Genomic DNA, 18,515 nt, shown 5'->3' with positions numbered 1-18,515 from the left:
AAAAGCTCTCGCTTCAAAATTTACATGAATGCCAGTGCATCCCATTGCAATATGTAAATTTTGGAGGCGATCTTTTTGAAGACCAATAGCAAGTACTTTTAACCATATGTGCTATCCATTCGTTTTATTTACCGTTTATGTGCTTGTTTTCAAAAGTACTCATATTATCCTTGATTTGCCGAAAAATCAACTCTATTTCAGGACTTCGCACCGTTTCGCCATAAATCCCTTATGGTACAGGGCTTTTAATGGCATATTTTTAATTAAAAGATCGGATAACCACTGGCCCAAGCATACCATAAGCCTTCAAAGGAGCATCTTTATCCGGACCATTAATCGTCCAGGTCTTCCGCTGCTCTTCCGGGAGGCCGGCGTCATAAACCAAACGGTTAAACCAAGTACTGGCTACCGTAACCTCCAATTCGTTATTGCCTGGTTGTAGGTAATCCGAAATATCAACCTGATAAGGATAGGTCCATCGAGTGCCTACCTGTTTTCCATTTAATTTAACGGATGCAATTACTTCAACATCGCCTAGGTCTAGCACGTAGCTGTTCCCCTTTTCTTGATCCAATGTAAATGTTGTCTTATAGGTGGCCGATCCGGAGAAACTTTTACCTGCCTGACTAAGCTTCATATCTTTCCATGGGATTAGACGATCCAATTTAATCGGATGTTCAATCCCCCACCCTTTGGAAAAACGCACTTCCCAAGGCGTATTCAACCGCTTTTCATTGGTCTGTTGTTCGAGCGTATGTTTTCGTTGTTGGTATTGCTTTCTAAAGACGACAAATTGCGCCCCCCCTTGCGGAATATGAAATGAAATAGGTGTACTCGATGATAGTTTATCGTTGCTTTTATTGGTCACCTCTCCCGTTATTGGATCCCAAATTTCGGCATATCCTTCACTTCGAAAAGAAACCGTTCCGTTGAATGCTTGATGGTTTGCGGTGGATAAAAAATAGATATCCGCATCAGCAGTCTGACGATGCAGCCATTGAAGGGTCGTATCGCTGGTCATGAAGTCGGGCTTAATGCTTTCTCCATCCAATGCATCTTTTACGGCCGTCCGATAAACCTTACCTTTACCAATGCTACGAACAGATTCCTTATTTGCACCCCAAAGATTACGGACCGCCTTTTGAAACCTATCTTCAGCGTCTTTTCCTCCGCGTAAGGTTGCGATGGTTGTGGGGGCATTTCCAAGCACAATAGCTCCTTGTTCTACCATGGAATAAATTTTCTCTAAGGTTTCCGGCAGCATGCGTTCACAATCGTACAGCCAAAGCATGCGATAAGCGATTCCTTCCGGTGTTACGATACGGCCATTTTCGACAGAAAGCCGATTCAGCAATACATCGGCGTTAGCATAATCATAGGTATAACCTTTAGGAAAGGGTAACAATTGACTAGGTTTATGATTCTGTTCATCACCCAAATAAAGCAGCACATCCGATACCGGCCTACCGCTTTCCAACATATAACCACAGCGGGCAAGATAATCCGTAAAAGAAGACATATATGGCCACCACGTTTGTAGGCGTAAAAAAGGTGTACCAATACCACTACCAAATGAGCTACCAGGTGGTAAAAAATCCGTTCTTGGATTATGCGTATAGGTATGGAATACCAAATGGCTTACCCCATTGGCCAAGGCCCGATCTGCAAAGGTTTTCAGAAACCGTGGCTGTTCATCCCATGTCAAGGCAAAAGAAGTAAATGATTCTGCTGCTACCCTTTTCTTCCCATAAACCCGCGCTGCAGAAACGGTTGGCTTTATCGGTTTGAAATCCATACTGCCTACATAAGAATCATCACTCGGCTGCCAGAACTCGCACATCGGAACATCAGCGTATTTAAAATATTCCAGAATATCACCCGGAAAGACATCACCAGAGGCGGTTTCAAAGGAAACCTTAAGTCCATTTCGGTGTGCGATATCGCCCATTTCGCCAAAAAAATTCTTCACCAACAAATCATTGAGCGTGACACGCCAATCCCGCAGGAACTTCGCCGTTGTTTCCGGTTGATCGACAACATAACCAAAAAGTGCTGGCATTTTTGACAAAAGAGCATATCCTTGTTTTTCATCAAAAATCTTATCCAGACCAGCTGTCCACGTCTGCGTTCTACACTCCCAACTATCCAACAGAATACCATTTAACGCATGCTTATCCAACACATGATCCTTATTTAGCAATCGACCGATGTAGCCATCAAAATTAGCGCGCACGCCAGCAACATCGAGTTTATTGCTTTCCCAGCCTGTAGCTTCGGCAGGTGCCGGACCATTTTTCATGCCCGAATTGACGTGGCCAATGCGTAAAACCGTCCAATTGCCTTTCGGTGCATTCCACGTTAGCACTCCATCTTTTCCAAGCTTGTCGGTGATATTCATCACGTTATTTTCGGCTACCCAAGATTTTTTGGATTGTTCGGGATATTTTTCCCGCACAATGCTGCGTAATGTCCAGCCAGCTTCAGACTCCCAGTTTTGCTGGTGTGCACCCGAATAAAAGTTGATGTAGGATAAAACCATATCATGCTTATTGCTGATATCAATTCTATATTTTCTGGCTGTTGTCTCTTTACAGGCAATTGTAATGGGTTGATCATCCTCCCAATTCGCCTGTGGCAAATCTAAATAAGCGATTTTTGTTAGTTTACCTGCAAGATCAGCATATACCGTAACCGTAATTCCCGGCCGGTACACCCAGCCATGGGAAAAAGAATTGATAGAAGGAAGCTCCACTGTACGGACCAATGTCTCTTTTCCGAAGTCGACATCGATATGAATAGGCTGATTTGGAGACGGAGCAATCTTGATTTGCTTCTGTCCGGTTATACAGGCCAACCAATTGGCATCTTGTAGGCTTGACTTTACCGCAATCGGAACAAGTGGTTTGCCAGTATCTCCCTCAGGCGTTGGGAAAGCTAGTACAAATAAATCTTGATAGTCTCGCCAGTCTTCATTTGAGGGCTGGGGTTTTTCGAGGCGTGTATGAATTGCCTTTCCACCAACCACATCGGTACGCGACTGAACGAGGTGACGCATGGCATTTGAGGGTTCAATCCATGGTCCTCCTGCATACGACCATCCGGGGCAATTCTGCATCGTGAATTGCAGGTTTAACCGCTTACATTCACTTGCTGTCCATGCGATTAAATCGTCCCAGGAATCACTCAAACATGCAATTTGTGGCGATACACCCGGCCATGGGCCGCCGAATTGTCCATGAAAAAGCTGAATACCCGATATCTTAGCCGCTGCGATGGCTTCTAAATCGGCTGTAATACCCTCCTTTGATACATTACCTCCAATAAAATGAAACCACGTTTCTGGATAATAATGTCGATCTGGATGTAAAAAGGTCTGTTCATTGATCGCCTCATTTTTCCACTTGTTATCGATAGGAGCACTCGAAGTTAACGATAACAATAACACTATTAGGGAACACGTAAAAGAAAGTTTCATCAAAAGATTAGTTAAGTATATCTATTCCGTTGCCTATATTGTTACACGCATAGACAAAAGAAAAAGCAAGCAAGTATAAAGAAAATCAAATTTGACCAATAAACTGTCCTGCACTTTCTTGTCAAAAATCATACTTTCCCGTAAGTTCCATTATTTTAGCTAAGTTTGAAAAGCAAATAACCTCAAATCAGCTATAGGCAATAAGCCGCATGCTTTTTAAGCTATTTTGCATCGCCTACAAAACTATAAAATTGGCAAATGCTTATTGCTTAAAGCGTAATGCGGGATAAAACTATGAAACATATCTTATTAAGAAAAGCCTCACTGGGCGACCTACCCATACTTGAACAATTGCTACAAGAATTGGTTGAAGCGGAACGTCCTTTTGATGAAACGCTAAAGGAAGGAGTTATCCACTATTATCCTATTAAAGAACTCATCGAAAGCGATGATGCAGCGGTTTTAGTACTGGAAGAAGAAGACCATATTGTAGGATGTGGTTATGCCCAAATCAAGCCGGCAAAACCTTATTTAAGGCATCAAACCTATGCACATTTGGGCTTTATGTTTGTTAGACCCGCATACAGAGGAAGAGGACTAAATCAACAATTGATTGGCGAACTTAAACATTGGGCAGTGTCAAAAGGGACAAAAGAAATCCGATTGGAAGTATATGCGGAAAACAGTTCGGCTATAAAGGCATATGAGAAGGCCGGCTTTAAAAAACTACTCACAACCATGCGTTGTGAAGTCCAATAACTTGTCTGTTATTGACGTTCACAAAAGGATATTTCTTCTAAACTCCTCGGGCGTCACGCCCTCATATTTTTTAAAGAATTTTGAAAAATAGGAATTATCCGTAAAGTTCAATTCGTAGGTTGACAGAAAATCAACATTTGATTGCTAGCATAGTGTCTTACAGATTTTCTCGATAACGCGTAAAAATGGCATACCATATTTACCTAACTAAATGGGACGATAAATTTCCGATTTTCCCGGTTATGTTGAGGTTGATGGTGGTTACTATAGACTTGTCGGTTGTTACCTTAAATCTGACTCCAGTTACCTTCAACTTAAAGGTGTTTACCTTCAAGAATAAAGTAACTGCTTTTAATGGCATGGTGATTACTATGGTATCAAAGGTGGACACCATTGCGTTAAAAGTGATTACCTTTAAAAAAAAGACCATTACCTTTGTTGCGTAGGTAATTACATATATGATGGATGTGATTACTTTTATCCTAAAGGTGGTTACTTTTATATACAACGTAACCACTTCTATACCTCAGTTATTTACTTTCACCTTAAAGGTAATTACTTCAGCGATCGCGGTGTTCGCTTTTAGCGCTTTGCCAATTACTTTTTAGCTGGGGGTAACTACCTTCGCGTTTATGGTGATTGCTTTGGGACAAAAAGTTGTTACTTATATAGTAAAAGTAGTGAGCAATAAGTTGGAGTAAGCACCCGTGAGCCAATGGTAAACCCCGCTATGTGAAATTAAATACCTTTGGACGAAAAAAGGTTCTAAACCTGAAGGCTAGTTCAAAATTGGTGCTCATTGCCTAATCTTGTTACCTTTTATGGTACGATAAGACCTAAAAATTGGGTCTTATCGTACCATAAAAGGTAAACGTAACGGATATCAGAATCAGCTGGTTTTAATCTTAATCTTCGTCCAGACTAATGGTAGGCATAAATTGCTCGGAGGGATTGGGGTTTGTATTTTCTTTCTTATCTTCGTTTAATCAAATTAATTTTCCTAACACCGTATTGTAGAACAGATGGCTTTACCCGTTAATATTGAAGATCTTTTACATGGACAAGTGGTGGAATGGGAACGTTTGGAATTTAAACGTGGGTGGAATCCGGAAGAGGTAATTCATACGATCTGTGCTTTTGCCAATGATCTCAATAATTGGGGCGGTGGATATATCATTATTGGTATTGCTGAACAAAACGGGCAAGCTGTTTTTCCTGCAGAAGGAATTGATCCGCAACGAATAGATGGCATCCAGGGTGAAGTTTTATCGCTCGCCAACCAGCTTCAACCAAACTATTTTCCGCGCAGCCATATGTATTAAACGGACGGCACATACTCGTGCTATGGTGTCCCGCTGGTGATCATCGTCCTTACACAGCTCCAAGCACACAGGGCAAGGGTGCTCAACGCTATTCCTATATCCGTTATGGCTCAAGAAGTATTATCGCTAAAGGTGAAAACCTGCAACGCTTAATCGAGCTGACGGCACGCATTCCTTTTGATGATCGTATTAACCGACAGGCTACCATAAATGATTTTGATTTGGGATTGATCCAGGCTTTTTTGCAGGAAATAAAAAGTAGCCTTTATGAGGAAAGTCAAAAAATGTCCCTAGCCGAATTGTCCAGGAGCATGTATATTGTCAAGGGAGCTGATGAAGATCTTTATCCCGTTAACGTCGGCTTATTATTTTTCAATCGTACACCCGAAAAATTCTTTTCCCGTGCCTGGATTGAACTGGTTGTCCATCGGGACGATAGCGGACGGTCATTTAGCGAGCATTATTTTAAGGGGCCGTTACATATACAATTGCGTGATTGTCTTGCTTTCCTGAAAGCGACCGTCATCCATGAAAATGTAATCAAAGTCTCTTATCAGGCGGAGGCCATCCGCTTTTATAACTTTCCTTATGAAGCTGTTGAAGAAGCGTTGTCTAATGCGATATATCACAAAAGTTATGAAATCGGGAATCCAATCGAAGTACAGGTATGGCCGGATAAAATCGAAATATTAAGTTTTCCGGGGCCGATTCCACCCGTGGACGTTCAAATACTGAATCACCAAAGGCGGATAGTTGCCCGGGATTATCGGAACCGTCGTATCGGTGATTTTTTAAAAGAATTGGATCTTACTGAAGGACGAGGTACAGGTTTTCCAACCATATACCGCACTATGCATAAAAACGGTTCCCCTGATCCTATTTTTGAAACCGATGGTCAAAGCACCCATTTCCTGACTATTCTACCTGCTCGTCAAGATAAAAGTGACCAAGCTAGTAACCAAGCTGGTGTCGGAGTTAATGATTTGTTATTTAAAGAATTAGATGATGTTGTGGCTTTTTTCAAATTACCGAGTAACCAAGCTAGTAACCAAGTTAGTAACCAAGTTCAAGAGATAATCAATAGAACGGTACATGATAAAGTTGTCCCTATTTTAGAAACTGCCAAACAATGGGTTTCTAGCAGAGATTTACTTACTCAAATAGGCCTTAGTGTACAATCCAAGAATAAAAACCGTTACCTAACTCCACTGCTTAAAATAGGATGGCTTCAACTGGAATATCCTGAAAATCAAACCCACCCTAATCAGCGGTATAAGATCACTGAAGCTGGAAATAGGTACTTGGAGTTTGTGAAGTCGATAGGTTAGCTAATAAAGCCACCAATGAGGCATAAAGTGTATGGTCTATATTTTTATAGCCTAACCTTGACCAAAACGGAATTTCTGCTGCTGTGACTTTAATAACTTGGGATTGATGAGCATTCGAAATATGAAAGATATCCGGTTCGCTCAAAATATCGGACTGATTAGGATATAAGAGAAGTACACTGCTACAGTCTCTTCGAAATGCATAAGAAGTCATTTGGTACAGATCACTTTGCGTTATCCCTTTTTTCTTGTCACCCTTGAAATTACCTCGTAACTTATACTTAGTGTCGACGATAATTTTAATCGATTTATCTTTCTTTGACACTAAAAAAATATCATGCTGCATCTGAAATAATAAGTTTAGAATATTTTTATGCGACTTATGAGTTATAATAGTCTCCGAATAAATCACCCTCTTTTTTGTAACTTTTAATATCAAAATCTTGCTTTTGTTTTCTTTCCTGTGATGTTACAAAATCAATCAATTCCTTAGAATAAGAATTGGTATTGCTTCGAAGCAGGTATGCTAAACTTAGAAATACAGGTCTGAAACTCGTTTTATAGAAGCTCTCCATATTTCGATTTAATAAATTCCTTGATTCTTCTTCTAAATCCATTGTTGTTATAATATTTTCCAAAAAGGTGAAGCTATGAACCAAGCGAATAATTTTATCACTTTGATACGATGGTCCAAATTTCTCAGGTTTTATCCTAAAGCTCGCTAGATTTTCTCGTAGCGCATCTGCTCCTTTAAAATGATTTTCGTAAGATGTTGTGACTCCCCTAGTCGTTGATGTTCCCTTTTTAGTATAAGAGAAATTTTCATATTCAACCTGTAATTGGTTATACATTACAAGGACTAGATCAAGGTTTTTGGATTTCTTTTGAAAGTAGTTTGATTCTATTTGCTTAGATAATGTTATATATAATAGAATGACAGAAATCAAGGATATAATTGGTGTGGACAGAGCATTTATTGTAGTTGAAATCTTAACCTTATCATCATCTGTAAAATCAAAATGAGCGTAATATGCTTCTTTGAATACAAAGATTGACAGTATCAGTGCCGCAAAAACACAGATCAAGCTGATAATTGCTGATTTGAAAAATATTGAATTGCTCATCTTGTAAAAATTTAACCGATAATTCCATACCTCAACATATCAGCTCCAAGGTTGTTGACCTTATAAAGGATTGGGCTTCCAATCACATGTTGATAAACTAAACCAGCCGCATAAAGAGAATCAGTTGCACTCCCATCATACCGTCCTGTGAAATTCAGATCATCATTTTGATAATCCACCAGCGAAATTAAATCTGTATAGCTACATTTTTGTAAAGCAATAGAAAGACGGATAAAATCAGTTTCGGAAATTTTGTCTTCCGCTGTATTTTTATACAAATTACAGAGCAAATCAATGTTGGAATCTGTGACCGTTTTATCAATCAACTCCAGCAACAGCTCTGCAGCCTTTCTTTTGAAATCTTTGCTAGCCGATAACTTTTCAATAACATATTGATGTTTCGCTTGTGGCAAATCCTTCGTATTCTGATAAAAACAACTAAGTTTATTAAATAAGGTTGTTCTCTGATGATCCTCTATCAGTTTAACAGTTAATCCTACTGGAATAACTCCAGCGATAGTTTCAATTAAAGAAGAATAGATCTCCTTTTTATTGCCACTATACTCTTTAAATAGACTTTTTTCTTCTTTCATGATTTGATCTTTATTTCATTTGGTAATTCATCGGTTTTACTACCTCCCTTTGAGATCTTCTTCAACGCCATAATCTCGGCTAACAAATCTTTCGCATCGCCATCGGTAGGGAGTTGAGGTACCAGTTCGCCTTTGAAGGCTTTGTGTAAAATGGATTGCGGTAAGCTGTCTATTTTTGCTTTTAGCGTTAGGTATCGTGCTTCGATTGCATCAGCTTTTGCAAATAGGCTTTCAACACGGCGGACGATTTCTTGTTGTTCCTCTAGTGGAGGTAACGGAATTTCTAATCCTGCCAATTTTTGGGCATTTATGTTCGATTGACTTACTCCATCTGTTTTCACTTCATTACACCACACTTTGACTCGGTGGGTATTCATGTAAAAGTTTAAGTAATCGGAGTTAAGAACAGATTTGTTATTTTCAATCTTTATTAGATAGCCAGCATAAATTGCCGGAATTTCACCTTTATAAATTGAAGTTTTACCTACTAACTCCGGGCTATTTGTCCTATTAAACAACACATCACCCGGCAAGAGAGTGTATTTCTCTATTTCAGCTTTACTGTTCGAATACTTTAAATCACTTAGATCCAGCCTCCCATTTTGCAAGTTACCCATTCTTAAAACAGCGACTTTTCCTACTTCTTCTGATTTTGAAGACGATCCATATTTAAAATTAAAGCAAACATCCTTAAGGGTTGGCGTTTTCCATTTCTCCAAATCTTTCCCTTCCCGCCATTGTGCGGTGAGTTTCCCTGTCACCGCTTGCGTTAACACCTGCTGGCGAAAGGTTTTTAGCAATTGTGGAATACGGTTAAGTGCCGCTTTTATCTTCTCGTGCTGTGCAAAAAGCTTATCGAGCTTAGCGACAATGCGTTCTTGTTCGGGGAGCGGGGGGAGGGATACCTCGTGGTTTTCAAATATGGGTTTGGTAATGTGCACCATTCCAGTTCCATGAGTCTTTCCATAGAAATCATCAATAGAAACCAACAAACAATAATATAAAAATCGTTTAGTTACTATCTTTTCATTATATAATACCTTAAAAATATGCTGATTTAACCAAGCATAACCCCTCTCCCAAAAGTATACGCCTAACGAGGCAGACCACGCCATTAATAAATCACCATTTTCTATTGAGTATTTTTCCTCATAAGTCTCATCGGTGTAATTAAATGGTGCGTTCAAATTATTTAAATTCTGTATACGAACTATTGGTATTCCTTCCGGTTTCCATTCGGTAGGTTTAAAAGCCCTACCATTCAAATATTGGCCGAGATGTTTTAGTTTTGAAGTTACCCACCCCTTTGGCAATGTCTTATTCATACTCCTCTCGTTCTTAGTTTGCGGTGCTTATTATAAGCTCAGCATATCGTTGTTTGTGTGTCTACCCTTCGACTACGCTTAGGGTGACACGCTATTTGTCGGGCTGAGCGTAGTCGAAGCCCAACTCCTTTATCAAATCCTCTAACTCTTTATTAATCGCTTGCAGTTCTGCCATAGCTTCTTTGGCAATATCAATCGGCTCGCCCAAATCATCTCCATTGCTCAATGAACTATCCGCAATTAAACCAATGTCCAGTGAATCACCTTTGGAAGCAATGGCCTCACGCGAGAAACATTGCCAGCGCTTGTCTTCTTGAGCGATTTCAGCACGTTTAGTTTCGTCAATATCGCCCTGCCAATTATCTTTCACATCATCAATGGAAGTGCCTCCGGTATAAGCTTTTACAAAATCTGCAAAGGCTGCGCGGGTGAAAGGGGTACGCTTCCCAAAATTAGGAGCATTGGTCCGCATATCATATACCCATACATTTTTGGTGTTCCCAATTTCTGTCTTTCCACGGGTAAAGAACAGTACATTCGTCTTCACACCCGCCGCATAGAAAATGCCAGTAGGTAAACGCAGAATGGTATGCAAGTTACATTTATCCATCAGGTCACGGCGGATCTTTAAACCATCCCCATCTTCAAACAACACATTGTCGGGCAATACGACACCGGCCCGTGCCTTGCCGTCTTTTTTCAGTGATCGGTAGATATGTTGCAGGAAATTAAGCTGCTTGTTGGAGCTTAGGAAAGTGAGATCAGTACGCGTAGGACGTTCACCACCTTTCTTAGTGCCAAATGGTGGGTTCGCCAATACACCATCATAATTTTTAAAAGCTTCACCGTCCTGGCTTAGCGTATCCGTCATAGCAATCGATGATTCGATGCCATGCAGTTTCGCATTCATCAGCGCTAAACGATGAGCATCTTGCACCAATTCACAGCCCGTAAAAGCTTCGTACTTTTGAAACTCCCGATCTTTGTCATTTAGTTTAAAATAATCATCTGTCTTTTGCCTCAAATAGTGATCAGCAGCAATCATAAATCCAAATGTACCCGCTGCAGGGTCGTTCCACCGTTCACCAATCTTTGGAACAATTAAATCAACCATCACATTGATTAAAGGCCGAGGTGTAAAATATTGACCGGCACCGGATTTTTTTTCATTCGCGTTTTTCTCCAGTAATTCCTCGTAGATTGTTGCAATCTTATCTTTCTCTGTATCTTCGAACCAATCAATGTTATCAATGGCTGTCACCAGCGTACGTAAGTTGACCGGTTTGCGTAGCATGCTCGATGCATTGGTATAAATCTCCTTGATCGTTGCATTTTCTGAATCGGCCGAAATGTTCGCTAACAGATTCCGGTAAGTGTCATATAGCTCTTTATTATCTTTAATTACTTTAAATTTACTCCAACGGTATTTTTCAGGTATATCCTCCTCAAAGTTTTTAACTTCGGAAAGTTTGAGAAAGAGGATATAAGTCAGTTCGTTCAGGTATTGGTGATAGGTTACTCCGTCATCACGAAGGACGTTACAGAGGTTCCAAAGTTTTTGTGCAATTTCTTCTGCGCTCATCTTTTTTTAGTTGTTAGTTATCAGTTGTTAAGGGTTAGATTTTTTTTGGTGTTTTTAATGATGACGGTGATTATTTTCATTAATTCTACCGCTTCAATATGCAAACTACTAAATTGACTTTCATTAATATAATCTGTCGCTTTTAGAAGTTCCAACCAATAGATCGTTTCATTTATTTCTTTCTGAGCAATGGCAAATTTATGAATAAAATCCGCTTTGCTTTGCCCATGCTCTGCCTCTCTCACCATAGCTCCAACGGAAGTTCCACTTCTAAGTAATTGTTTAGAAAGTATAAATTCTCGTTTTTCTTCTGATAGGTATTGATACAATTTTACCACACGAACCGCAAATGCAAAACTCTTATTTTTTATATTATTCTCCTTCATACTTCTTACCACTTACCACTAATTATAAACCGGTTTGCTTTTGTGGCAGGAAAGGTTTTTCCCAATGCGATAATACCATCATAGTCTAACATATCGGTCAACCTTTTTTTACCGTCCGGAGCAAGAATTTTCAACTGGGTAGTGGCACTAACCACTTCACTGTTTTCCTTTTTAAGCTTGGCCTTGAGGTATTTCCAATAGTTTCGGGTTTTTGTATAGTCATCTTGATCGGTCAGTACCGCCACAATGTCCAATACCGAAAACCACCATTTATTTTGCTCATCGTCCCAGATAGCACGTACTTCGCGGTCATCAAAAAAACGAATGGAAACTTTATTCATCGTGATTATGCCGTTTGGTTGCCACCGTACATATAACTGTTGATCTTTTGCAGGATGTCCGGCAAATGGTTGTCAAAACGTTGATTGATCCGGTTAAAACCGCCGTAAGTGGAAACAAAGGGTTCTTTATCCAGATCGTCGACGGTGACCACGGATTCTGCAATCATCTGTGCTTCTATACGCGCCAGCAGGTTCTTTTGCGGAACCGTCCAGTTTTGTTCGCTGTAGAGCTTTTGAAAAGCCTGCCTAACGCGGTCTTCCTTGCTAACCAATTCCGAACCTAATGTCAGCGTGCGAATATAGGCAATAATATCGGCCGCTACATCTTGCTTTTTGGTAGATTTCCATGCTTCGCGTAGTGTACGCACGGTATAACCTTTTGTATCCAGAGCAAGATTAATAACTCTTTCAGGTCGCTACGCTTTAATTGTGTAGGAGCCGTAGCAATCAGTTTCAGGGCGGCGATGTTATTCTGGTTTTCTTCAATAAACCGTTTAAAACCTTCAATATAGTCTTCCGGTTTATCAGAAGCACCGTAACCGGCAACTACTTCCCGCAACGCATCCTCATGGTTGGAGTAAAACTGCCTTGCGGGAGCCGACTTGAATTCGTCCAGGTATTTCCAAAGGTCATTGCTGGCCGATAGTAACTTAACCTGTTCTGAAATGGGTTTTTCGCGTATAGTATGGATGAATTCATCCAAGGAACCTACACCGGTAAAATACTTGATCTTCTCGTTGTCGATACCTGCCGACCGCTTTTTGCGTTGCAGTTTGGCGATGATCTGATCCACCTGCTGCGCAGCACGTTCGTCTGTCTGGATATGTTGGAATTCGCTGCCTAAGGTTGTAAAGTTTGCTGATGGATTAACTACTAAGGGTTTCATTTCTGTGTAATCCTTAATACTTTCATAGAGGTTGACCGCGTCGAACACTTTAAAACTTTCCTTATGGATCTCCGGGCATAAGCGAGTAGCTCGTCCAATCATTTGGTCATACAAGATACGGGATCGAATACGGCGCATAAAAACCAAATTGCAAATCTTTGGCACATCAATACCGGTGGTTAATAAATCTACCGTGACGGCAATATTGGGATATTGTTCATTTTTGTACCGCTTCACTTTATCCTCGGGCTGATCCGATTTTCCGGTAATCTTGGCCACAGCATCATCCGGTATAGGGATACCTGCTGCGGCGAACTCTTCCTTAAGGATTTTAACAATCATATCGGCATGTTCATCAGTAGCAGCAAAGATTAATGTCTTGGCTTCGCTATCTGGATCAAGGTGATTGACCAATTCGCGGAGTACGGTGCGGTTGAAGTTCTCGGTAATGACCCGCTTATTGAATCCTGAGATATCAAATTTAAGCTCGTCGTCCAGCTCATCCAATTCAATAATGTGGTTTCCTTCTTTATCGTAGACCGTCGGTTTTTCTCCTTTTTCCCATACAATACCTTCTTCAGAAAGTTTCGTTTTAATCTTGATCGGTGGATCCTGATCCACTAAATAGCCATCCAATACCGCTTCCCGTAATCCATAATTGAATACGGGCTTATTGAAAATCTCTGTGGTATGCAATGCCGGGGTAGCCGTTAATCCTATAGCAAAGGCATCGAAATAATCCAATACCTGGCGGTACTTGCTGACGTAATCATCCTGATCTTTAAAATCCAGCTCTTCGTCATCCATTTCCTTGTCTAATAAATACCCCCGGTGCGCTTCGTCCACAATGATGCAGTCGTATGTATCGATGCTTATCGACTTTTGTTCATCATCATTATAAAATAAGCGTTTTACCATACTCTGTACCGTAGCAAAGTGAATGCGGCTATCCACATCTGGCCACCAGGTTCTAAGGTCATCCATGTGATAGATATCGTTGAAGCTCTTGAGATCATCCACTTTGTAATCTTTAAAACCATCTAAAGCTTGCTTAGCCAATAACGTACGATCCACCAAAAACAAGATACGTTTGAAACGGTTGGTTTGTATGAGTCGGTAAGCCAGCCCAATAATGGTACGCGTCTTGCCTGTTCCGGTCGCCATGGCCAATAATGCCCGGTCCACTTCGGGATGATTAACAACGATACTTTCTACAGCCTCAATGGCTTTGATCTGGTAGTCACGCAGACTAAGCCCCGTTTTCGATTGCAAAAAATCTAATGAATTTGCTTGCAATTTTTTATTAGCCAGGGCTATATCCTGTTCGAATTTCTTTCGTAAGTCATCCGGGCTATGAAATCCTTTAATGGATTTGGAGTTGTTATACGTCTCTCGCACATCGAGGTACCATATACCACTTTTTGTCGCAATCTGTTGGAGGTATTCCCTTCCATTGGTGGAGTAAAGGAACGGCACTTTATAACCTTCCCATTCGCCCAATAGTTCAATCCCTTCCTGTGGAATAATGTTCAGCGCGTAGCGCTTGCTTTGATCCAAATTGGTAGAAATGTCTTGTCCGTATTTTTTTGCCTCGACCACGCCATATAGGCTGGTACCGATAAATAGGGCATAATCTGCATAACCACCTTTTACTGGCCATTCGGCAATAGCCATGTTACGGCCTTTCTCCGGTTGGGTTTTATGAATTTTAGCGTTTAGCAATTTTGTATCGGCTTCCCAACCCATCTTCCGCAAGTTGACATCGATGAGCTCACGCGTCTGGGCCTCGTCCATATCTAATTTAGAGGCGGAACGCTTTGCACGCTCGGTAAAGGCCTGCCTTTGTTCCTGGCTAACTGTTTTCTGCTGTAGAAGCAATTGGTCGTATTGCGCTTTTAGCGCTTTGTTTTCTTCTTCCAACAGGTGTAAAGCATGGCGCGCGTCGAGATTTTCGGGTTTATGGAATTTGATATCAGTAATATTCCTGTTCTTAACGGAATAGGATTCGTAAAACCATTTGCCTAGTTTGAATGCTGAAAAAAGCGATGAAGTCGCCTCTTCGGTGGTACCTTTATATGCATGGACGGCATCATTTCCTTGTTTTCGAAGAATGGTAAAATAGTCGTAGACATTACCGGGTAATATACTTTGGTTTCGGAGCAGGTATACTAGGTTTTGGAATTTGCTGTCTTCGGGCAAGTCCATACCGTAGGTGTCAAATATCTGCTTGGCCATGTATTCTCCATACTGGCGCAATTTGAATAATGACGTCGTTGGATCTTGGTATAGGTTATATTCCCCTGCTTTTGCCAGGTTAAATAGCAACGGGAATTCTTCTTCTAAAAATTGGAAATTGGTTTCGGCCATGCGTTATAATGGTTTCATACATTCATTGCAACCAAAATAGGTAAATTTGCTATTATGAGCAAATTTACCCAAGCTTAACTACCTCAACCGGTAACTCAAGCCAATGGTAGGCTGAATAGTTTGTATCTTTCTATCCATATAATCTCCCTTATTATTGGCGGTAAGCATATCCACATTGAATGAGAAGGACCACTTTTCTGAAAGGTGGGTACGTATACCGATGCCGACATTGTAGGCGAATCCGGTACCGTCAACTTTATATCCTTCCAATTTCATGTTGGCTACGGAATAACCGATCTGCAATCGGGAGTCAAAATCTACTTTTTCACTGATTGGCGTGCTGAACAATGGCCCTGCCAACAGGCCTCCGTAGTACCACAAGCCGTCTGACAAACCTAAATAACTGACATCGATGTTATGTGCACCGCCATACCAGTTGGCGGCGATTCCCACATGCTCACTGAAGAAATAACCGAAATTAATCAGCGAAAGATTCAGGCCAGTATTGGCCAAACCTTCGTTCTTGAATTCGCCCATGGGGAATGAAGGGCCGATACTGATGCCGATGTAGCCTCGACGCTTTTGTTGTTGTGCATTTACAGATAAGATGATTAGGGTGAAAATGACCATCATGGTGGTAAATTTTGCTTTCATGTTTTTTCTTTTTTTGGATGATTGATTTAATAATTACTTGTACAAAGATGAAGGGCATCTATGCAGTAGATGTGCATAGTAACATCGTTGTTGTTGCCCGCTAAGATAATGGAGATAAATGGGCGGATTTTACGGTTTTCCATAATGGCTTATCTTTTCGTATGGGCATGAATAATCGATGATCTATTCAATGTGTATAGATTTTATTATCTTTACACATTGCAAAAATTATAAGTATGCGGACAAATATAGAATTAGACGAACATCTCATTCAGACAGCTCTTCAAATCAGTAAACTGAAAACGAAAAAGGATGTGGTACATGAAGCATTAAAACAATACATTGCTTCTATGCAGCGTAAAAACATTTTATCATTACGAGAAAAGGGTACATGGGAGGGAAACCTTGATCAATTGCGTAATTTATGAGCCGACCCTTGCTTTTTGATACATCGGTATGGATCGACTTCTTGAATAAAAAGGATACCCCTCAAGCCAGATTATTGGAAGCGTATATCGAAGCAGATGATGGCGTATTACTTACGCCCACCATACTTCAGGAAATTCTTCAAGGCATTCGTGACGATAAAAAGTACTTCGAAATAAAGGAAGCACTATCTTATTTTACGCTATTGGACTTGCCTCCTAAACGCGCCGCTATAGGTTCGGCAGAGCTGTTTCGCTTTTTGCGTAAGAAGGGCGTAACCATTCGTAAAAGTAATGATTGCTTGATTGCATATTATGCCGTCTCCCATGCTGTAACTATCGTGCACACCGATCGTGATTTTGACAAAATCGGTCAACACAGCGATTTACAGGTGTGGAAACAATAAAGAATAAGATGTTGATGCCTGTTTTTGGGGGTAACTGTATTTCGCTTATTGCTATGAATACCTGTCCAACATAGCAATCAACTTTTCTTTTATCGCTAATCGAACACTTTCGGGCGCAATCACCTCAATAGCTTGCCCAAAACTTAGTATCTGCGCATAAAATTCATAGTTAGGGATCACATCCAGTTGTATAATCGTGTAGTCTTCCTTTTTTTCTAAGATCTTTTGAGAGGGGTGTAGCGGCTTAGAGTCGATATAAGGCCAAAGGCTCTTATTGATTTTGATCCGAACAAGTTGCGCGGTTAATTCGGTAGGTTTACTTACGCCAATCAGATCTTCAAAATAATCATCCGGATGAATATTTGCAGGTTTATAGACTTCGTCATACTCAACTGAAAAATCAATGATCCTATCCAAGGCTAAGCTGCTCCAGTTTTCAAAATCCTCCCGTTGGCCGAATAAGAACCAGCGTTTGTTATATTGCTTTAGGAAATAAGGGTGAAACAGAAAACTTTTTTCCCGATTTTGGTTGAATGACTGATAACGTACATATAGTACGCGTTTATCCTGAATAATTTTTAACAGATCGCCAAGGAGATGCAGGTTTTTAAGATACTCGTTCTGATCAAAAAAAATACAATCACCTAAATCCTCCAATTGAAAACTCTTTTTTAGTTTCAAGGCCAGCTCTTGGACAAAGTCAAATTGTGGCAACCCTTTAAATCTTCCCAGCATATCCAATGTTGTTTTCAGAAGATCGGCTTCGACTGGATTGATCTGTTGCATAGCAAGCGAATAGCTTCTGTCTGAATAACGGTAGTAGGTCTTCTTCCCTTCCTTGTAGGATTCGATCGGTGCACGAAATCCGGCCTCACTGCGCATGAAATCCATGTCTTTGAAGATCTGCCTGCGTGATATGGAGGCCTTCGATCCACTATATTCTTCGATCGCTGCCGATACATAAGTGATTAGATCATCGATGAAAAATTTCCGGCCCTTATTGGAAAAGCACCGATCCAATGCTTCATAACGGATAATTGCATGTTTATTGGTGGCCATATGGTTTTATCTGATACACGAAGATACGTTTTCCAATGCCGTGTATGTGCATAGCTATAGGAAACTGTACACATACACTACATCAATTGATTTTTACTTTGTCCTAAAGTTACACATCGGAAAGATGCTTGTCTTACGGGCTCCCGTAATGTTTGCATTTCCTGATTACATACTTTTGGCAAAACATAAAAACAGATGAATAAATTATTACTATTAAGTCTTTTAATTCTTTCCCTAAGTGCTCGATATATTAATTTTGATCGTATTGGATCTGCGCAAACGGCGGACTAAGCCCAAAGATGTTCGCTATCCGCCGATATCTTAACCACTCATATCACGCATCTCCGGCTGAAAATGAAGCCCTGGTGTTAACCAATAAAGTAAAATAATCCGCGAATACCGATAGTTAAATGGAGAAGATCCACTGATTAAATACCAATCAACCTATTATAATAGGTTAACACATCCGGTTTAAAGCACAT

General features: G+C 40.5%; 18 protein-coding genes. 6 read left to right on the top strand and 12 right to left on the bottom strand.

The features are described 5' to 3' along the window. Window positions 1-259 precede the first annotated feature (259 nt). Entirely contained in the window at window positions 260-3,475 is a 3,216-nt protein-coding gene (locus ABD930_RS16090; protein ID WP_345232972.1) for a glycosyl hydrolase, read from the bottom strand. A gap of 294 nt (window positions 3,476-3,769) precedes the next feature. Here ABD930_RS16090 and ABD930_RS16085 point away from each other — a divergent pair, with 294 nt between their 5' ends. The 4 genes from ABD930_RS16085 to ABD930_RS16070 all read left to right on the top strand — a co-directional run bounded on the left by ABD930_RS16085 (window position 3,770) and on the right by ABD930_RS16070 (window position 6,884). Beyond that, window positions 3,770-4,234 (top strand): GNAT family N-acetyltransferase, encoded by a 465-nt coding sequence (locus tag ABD930_RS16085; RefSeq protein WP_345232970.1) that lies wholly within the window; start codon window positions 3,770-3,772, stop codon window positions 4,232-4,234. A gap of 185 nt (window positions 4,235-4,419) precedes the next feature. Then, on the top strand, window positions 4,420-4,680 hold the full coding sequence (locus ABD930_RS16080; RefSeq protein WP_345232968.1) for a hypothetical protein: 261 nt from the start codon (window positions 4,420-4,422) through the stop codon (window positions 4,678-4,680). 576 nt (window positions 4,681-5,256) lie between these two features. After that, complete coding sequence (locus ABD930_RS16075; protein WP_345232965.1) at window positions 5,257-5,556, top strand: AlbA family DNA-binding domain-containing protein; 300 nt, start codon at window positions 5,257-5,259, stop codon at window positions 5,554-5,556. Between the two features lie 17 nt (window positions 5,557-5,573). Continuing rightward, window positions 5,574-6,884 carry an ATP-binding protein gene (locus tag ABD930_RS16070; RefSeq protein ID WP_345232962.1) on the top strand — a complete coding sequence of 437 codons (1,311 nt, stop codon included), beginning with the start codon at window positions 5,574-5,576 and terminating at the stop codon, window positions 6,882-6,884. On the opposite strand, the gene ABD930_RS16065 is transcribed toward ABD930_RS16070, so the two are convergent. The 10 genes from ABD930_RS16065 to ABD930_RS16020 form a co-directional block, all read right to left on the bottom strand. Continuing rightward, window positions 6,835-7,230 carry a 5-methylcytosine restriction system specificity protein McrC gene (locus tag ABD930_RS16065; protein ID WP_345232960.1) on the bottom strand — a complete coding sequence of 132 codons (396 nt, stop codon included), beginning with the start codon at window positions 7,228-7,230 and terminating at the stop codon, window positions 6,835-6,837. The two genes, ABD930_RS16070 and ABD930_RS16065, sit on opposite strands and share 50 nt — an antisense overlap. A 34-nt stretch (window positions 7,231-7,264) precedes the next feature. Then, window positions 7,265-8,008 (bottom strand): hypothetical protein, encoded by a 744-nt coding sequence (locus ABD930_RS16060; RefSeq protein ID WP_345232958.1) that lies wholly within the window; start codon window positions 8,006-8,008, stop codon window positions 7,265-7,267. An 11-nt stretch (window positions 8,009-8,019) separates the two neighbouring features. Continuing rightward, entirely contained in the window at window positions 8,020-8,601 is a 582-nt protein-coding gene (locus tag ABD930_RS16055; RefSeq protein ID WP_345232956.1) for a hypothetical protein, read from the bottom strand. Next, window positions 8,598-9,926 carry a restriction endonuclease subunit S gene (locus tag ABD930_RS16050; protein ID WP_345232954.1) on the bottom strand — a complete coding sequence of 443 codons (1,329 nt, stop codon included), beginning with the start codon at window positions 9,924-9,926 and terminating at the stop codon, window positions 8,598-8,600. The genes ABD930_RS16055 and ABD930_RS16050 overlap by 4 nt, the downstream gene beginning before the upstream one ends. 91 nt (window positions 9,927-10,017) lie before the next feature. After that, entirely contained in the window at window positions 10,018-11,508 is a 1,491-nt protein-coding gene (locus ABD930_RS16045) for a class I SAM-dependent DNA methyltransferase (RefSeq protein WP_345232952.1), read from the bottom strand. A gap of 20 nt (window positions 11,509-11,528) precedes the next feature. Continuing rightward, entirely contained in the window at window positions 11,529-11,894 is a 366-nt protein-coding gene (locus ABD930_RS16040; protein ID WP_345232950.1) for a four helix bundle protein, read from the bottom strand. Between the two features lie 5 nt (window positions 11,895-11,899). Continuing rightward, window positions 11,900-12,235: a BRO-N domain-containing protein gene (locus tag ABD930_RS16035; protein ID WP_345232948.1), complete on the bottom strand. Its 336-nt coding sequence runs from the start codon at window positions 12,233-12,235 to the stop codon at window positions 11,900-11,902. Between the two features lie 5 nt (window positions 12,236-12,240). Next, window positions 12,241-12,603 carry a type I restriction-modification enzyme R subunit C-terminal domain-containing protein gene (locus tag ABD930_RS16030; protein WP_345232946.1) on the bottom strand — a complete coding sequence of 121 codons (363 nt, stop codon included), beginning with the start codon at window positions 12,601-12,603 and terminating at the stop codon, window positions 12,241-12,243. Continuing rightward, window positions 12,555-15,488, bottom strand: coding sequence for a type I restriction-modification system endonuclease (hsdR, locus tag ABD930_RS16025; protein ID WP_345232945.1), 2,934 nt, complete (start codon window positions 15,486-15,488; stop codon window positions 12,555-12,557). Before hsdR ends, ABD930_RS16030 begins: the two co-directional genes overlap by 49 nt. Before the next feature lie 78 nt (window positions 15,489-15,566). Continuing rightward, window positions 15,567-16,142, bottom strand: coding sequence for an outer membrane beta-barrel protein (locus tag ABD930_RS16020; RefSeq protein WP_345232944.1), 576 nt, complete (start codon window positions 16,140-16,142; stop codon window positions 15,567-15,569). A gap of 236 nt (window positions 16,143-16,378) precedes the next feature. Between ABD930_RS16020 and ABD930_RS16015 the strand changes: the two genes are divergently transcribed. Both ABD930_RS16015 and vapC read left to right on the top strand, forming a co-directional pair. After that, window positions 16,379-16,570, top strand: a complete 192-nt coding sequence (locus ABD930_RS16015) for a type II toxin-antitoxin system VapB family antitoxin (protein WP_345232943.1) — start codon at window positions 16,379-16,381, stop codon at window positions 16,568-16,570. Next, on the top strand, window positions 16,567-16,974 hold the full coding sequence (vapC, locus tag ABD930_RS16010; protein ID WP_345232942.1) for a type II toxin-antitoxin system VapC family toxin: 408 nt from the start codon (window positions 16,567-16,569) through the stop codon (window positions 16,972-16,974). The genes ABD930_RS16015 and vapC overlap by 4 nt, the downstream gene beginning before the upstream one ends. A 51-nt stretch (window positions 16,975-17,025) precedes the next feature. Here the strand turns inward: vapC and ABD930_RS16005 are convergent, their stop codons facing one another. Then, window positions 17,026-18,033 (bottom strand): helix-turn-helix transcriptional regulator, encoded by a 1,008-nt coding sequence (locus tag ABD930_RS16005; protein WP_345232940.1) that lies wholly within the window; start codon window positions 18,031-18,033, stop codon window positions 17,026-17,028. Between the last annotated feature and the right edge of the window lie 482 nt (window positions 18,034-18,515).

Source organism: Olivibacter ginsenosidimutans (genome assembly GCF_039542865.1).
Taxonomy (GTDB): domain Bacteria; phylum Bacteroidota; class Bacteroidia; order Sphingobacteriales; family Sphingobacteriaceae; genus Olivibacter; species Olivibacter ginsenosidimutans.
Note: the sequence above shows the minus strand (reverse complement) of the source record. Positions and strands in the feature narration are given on the sequence as shown.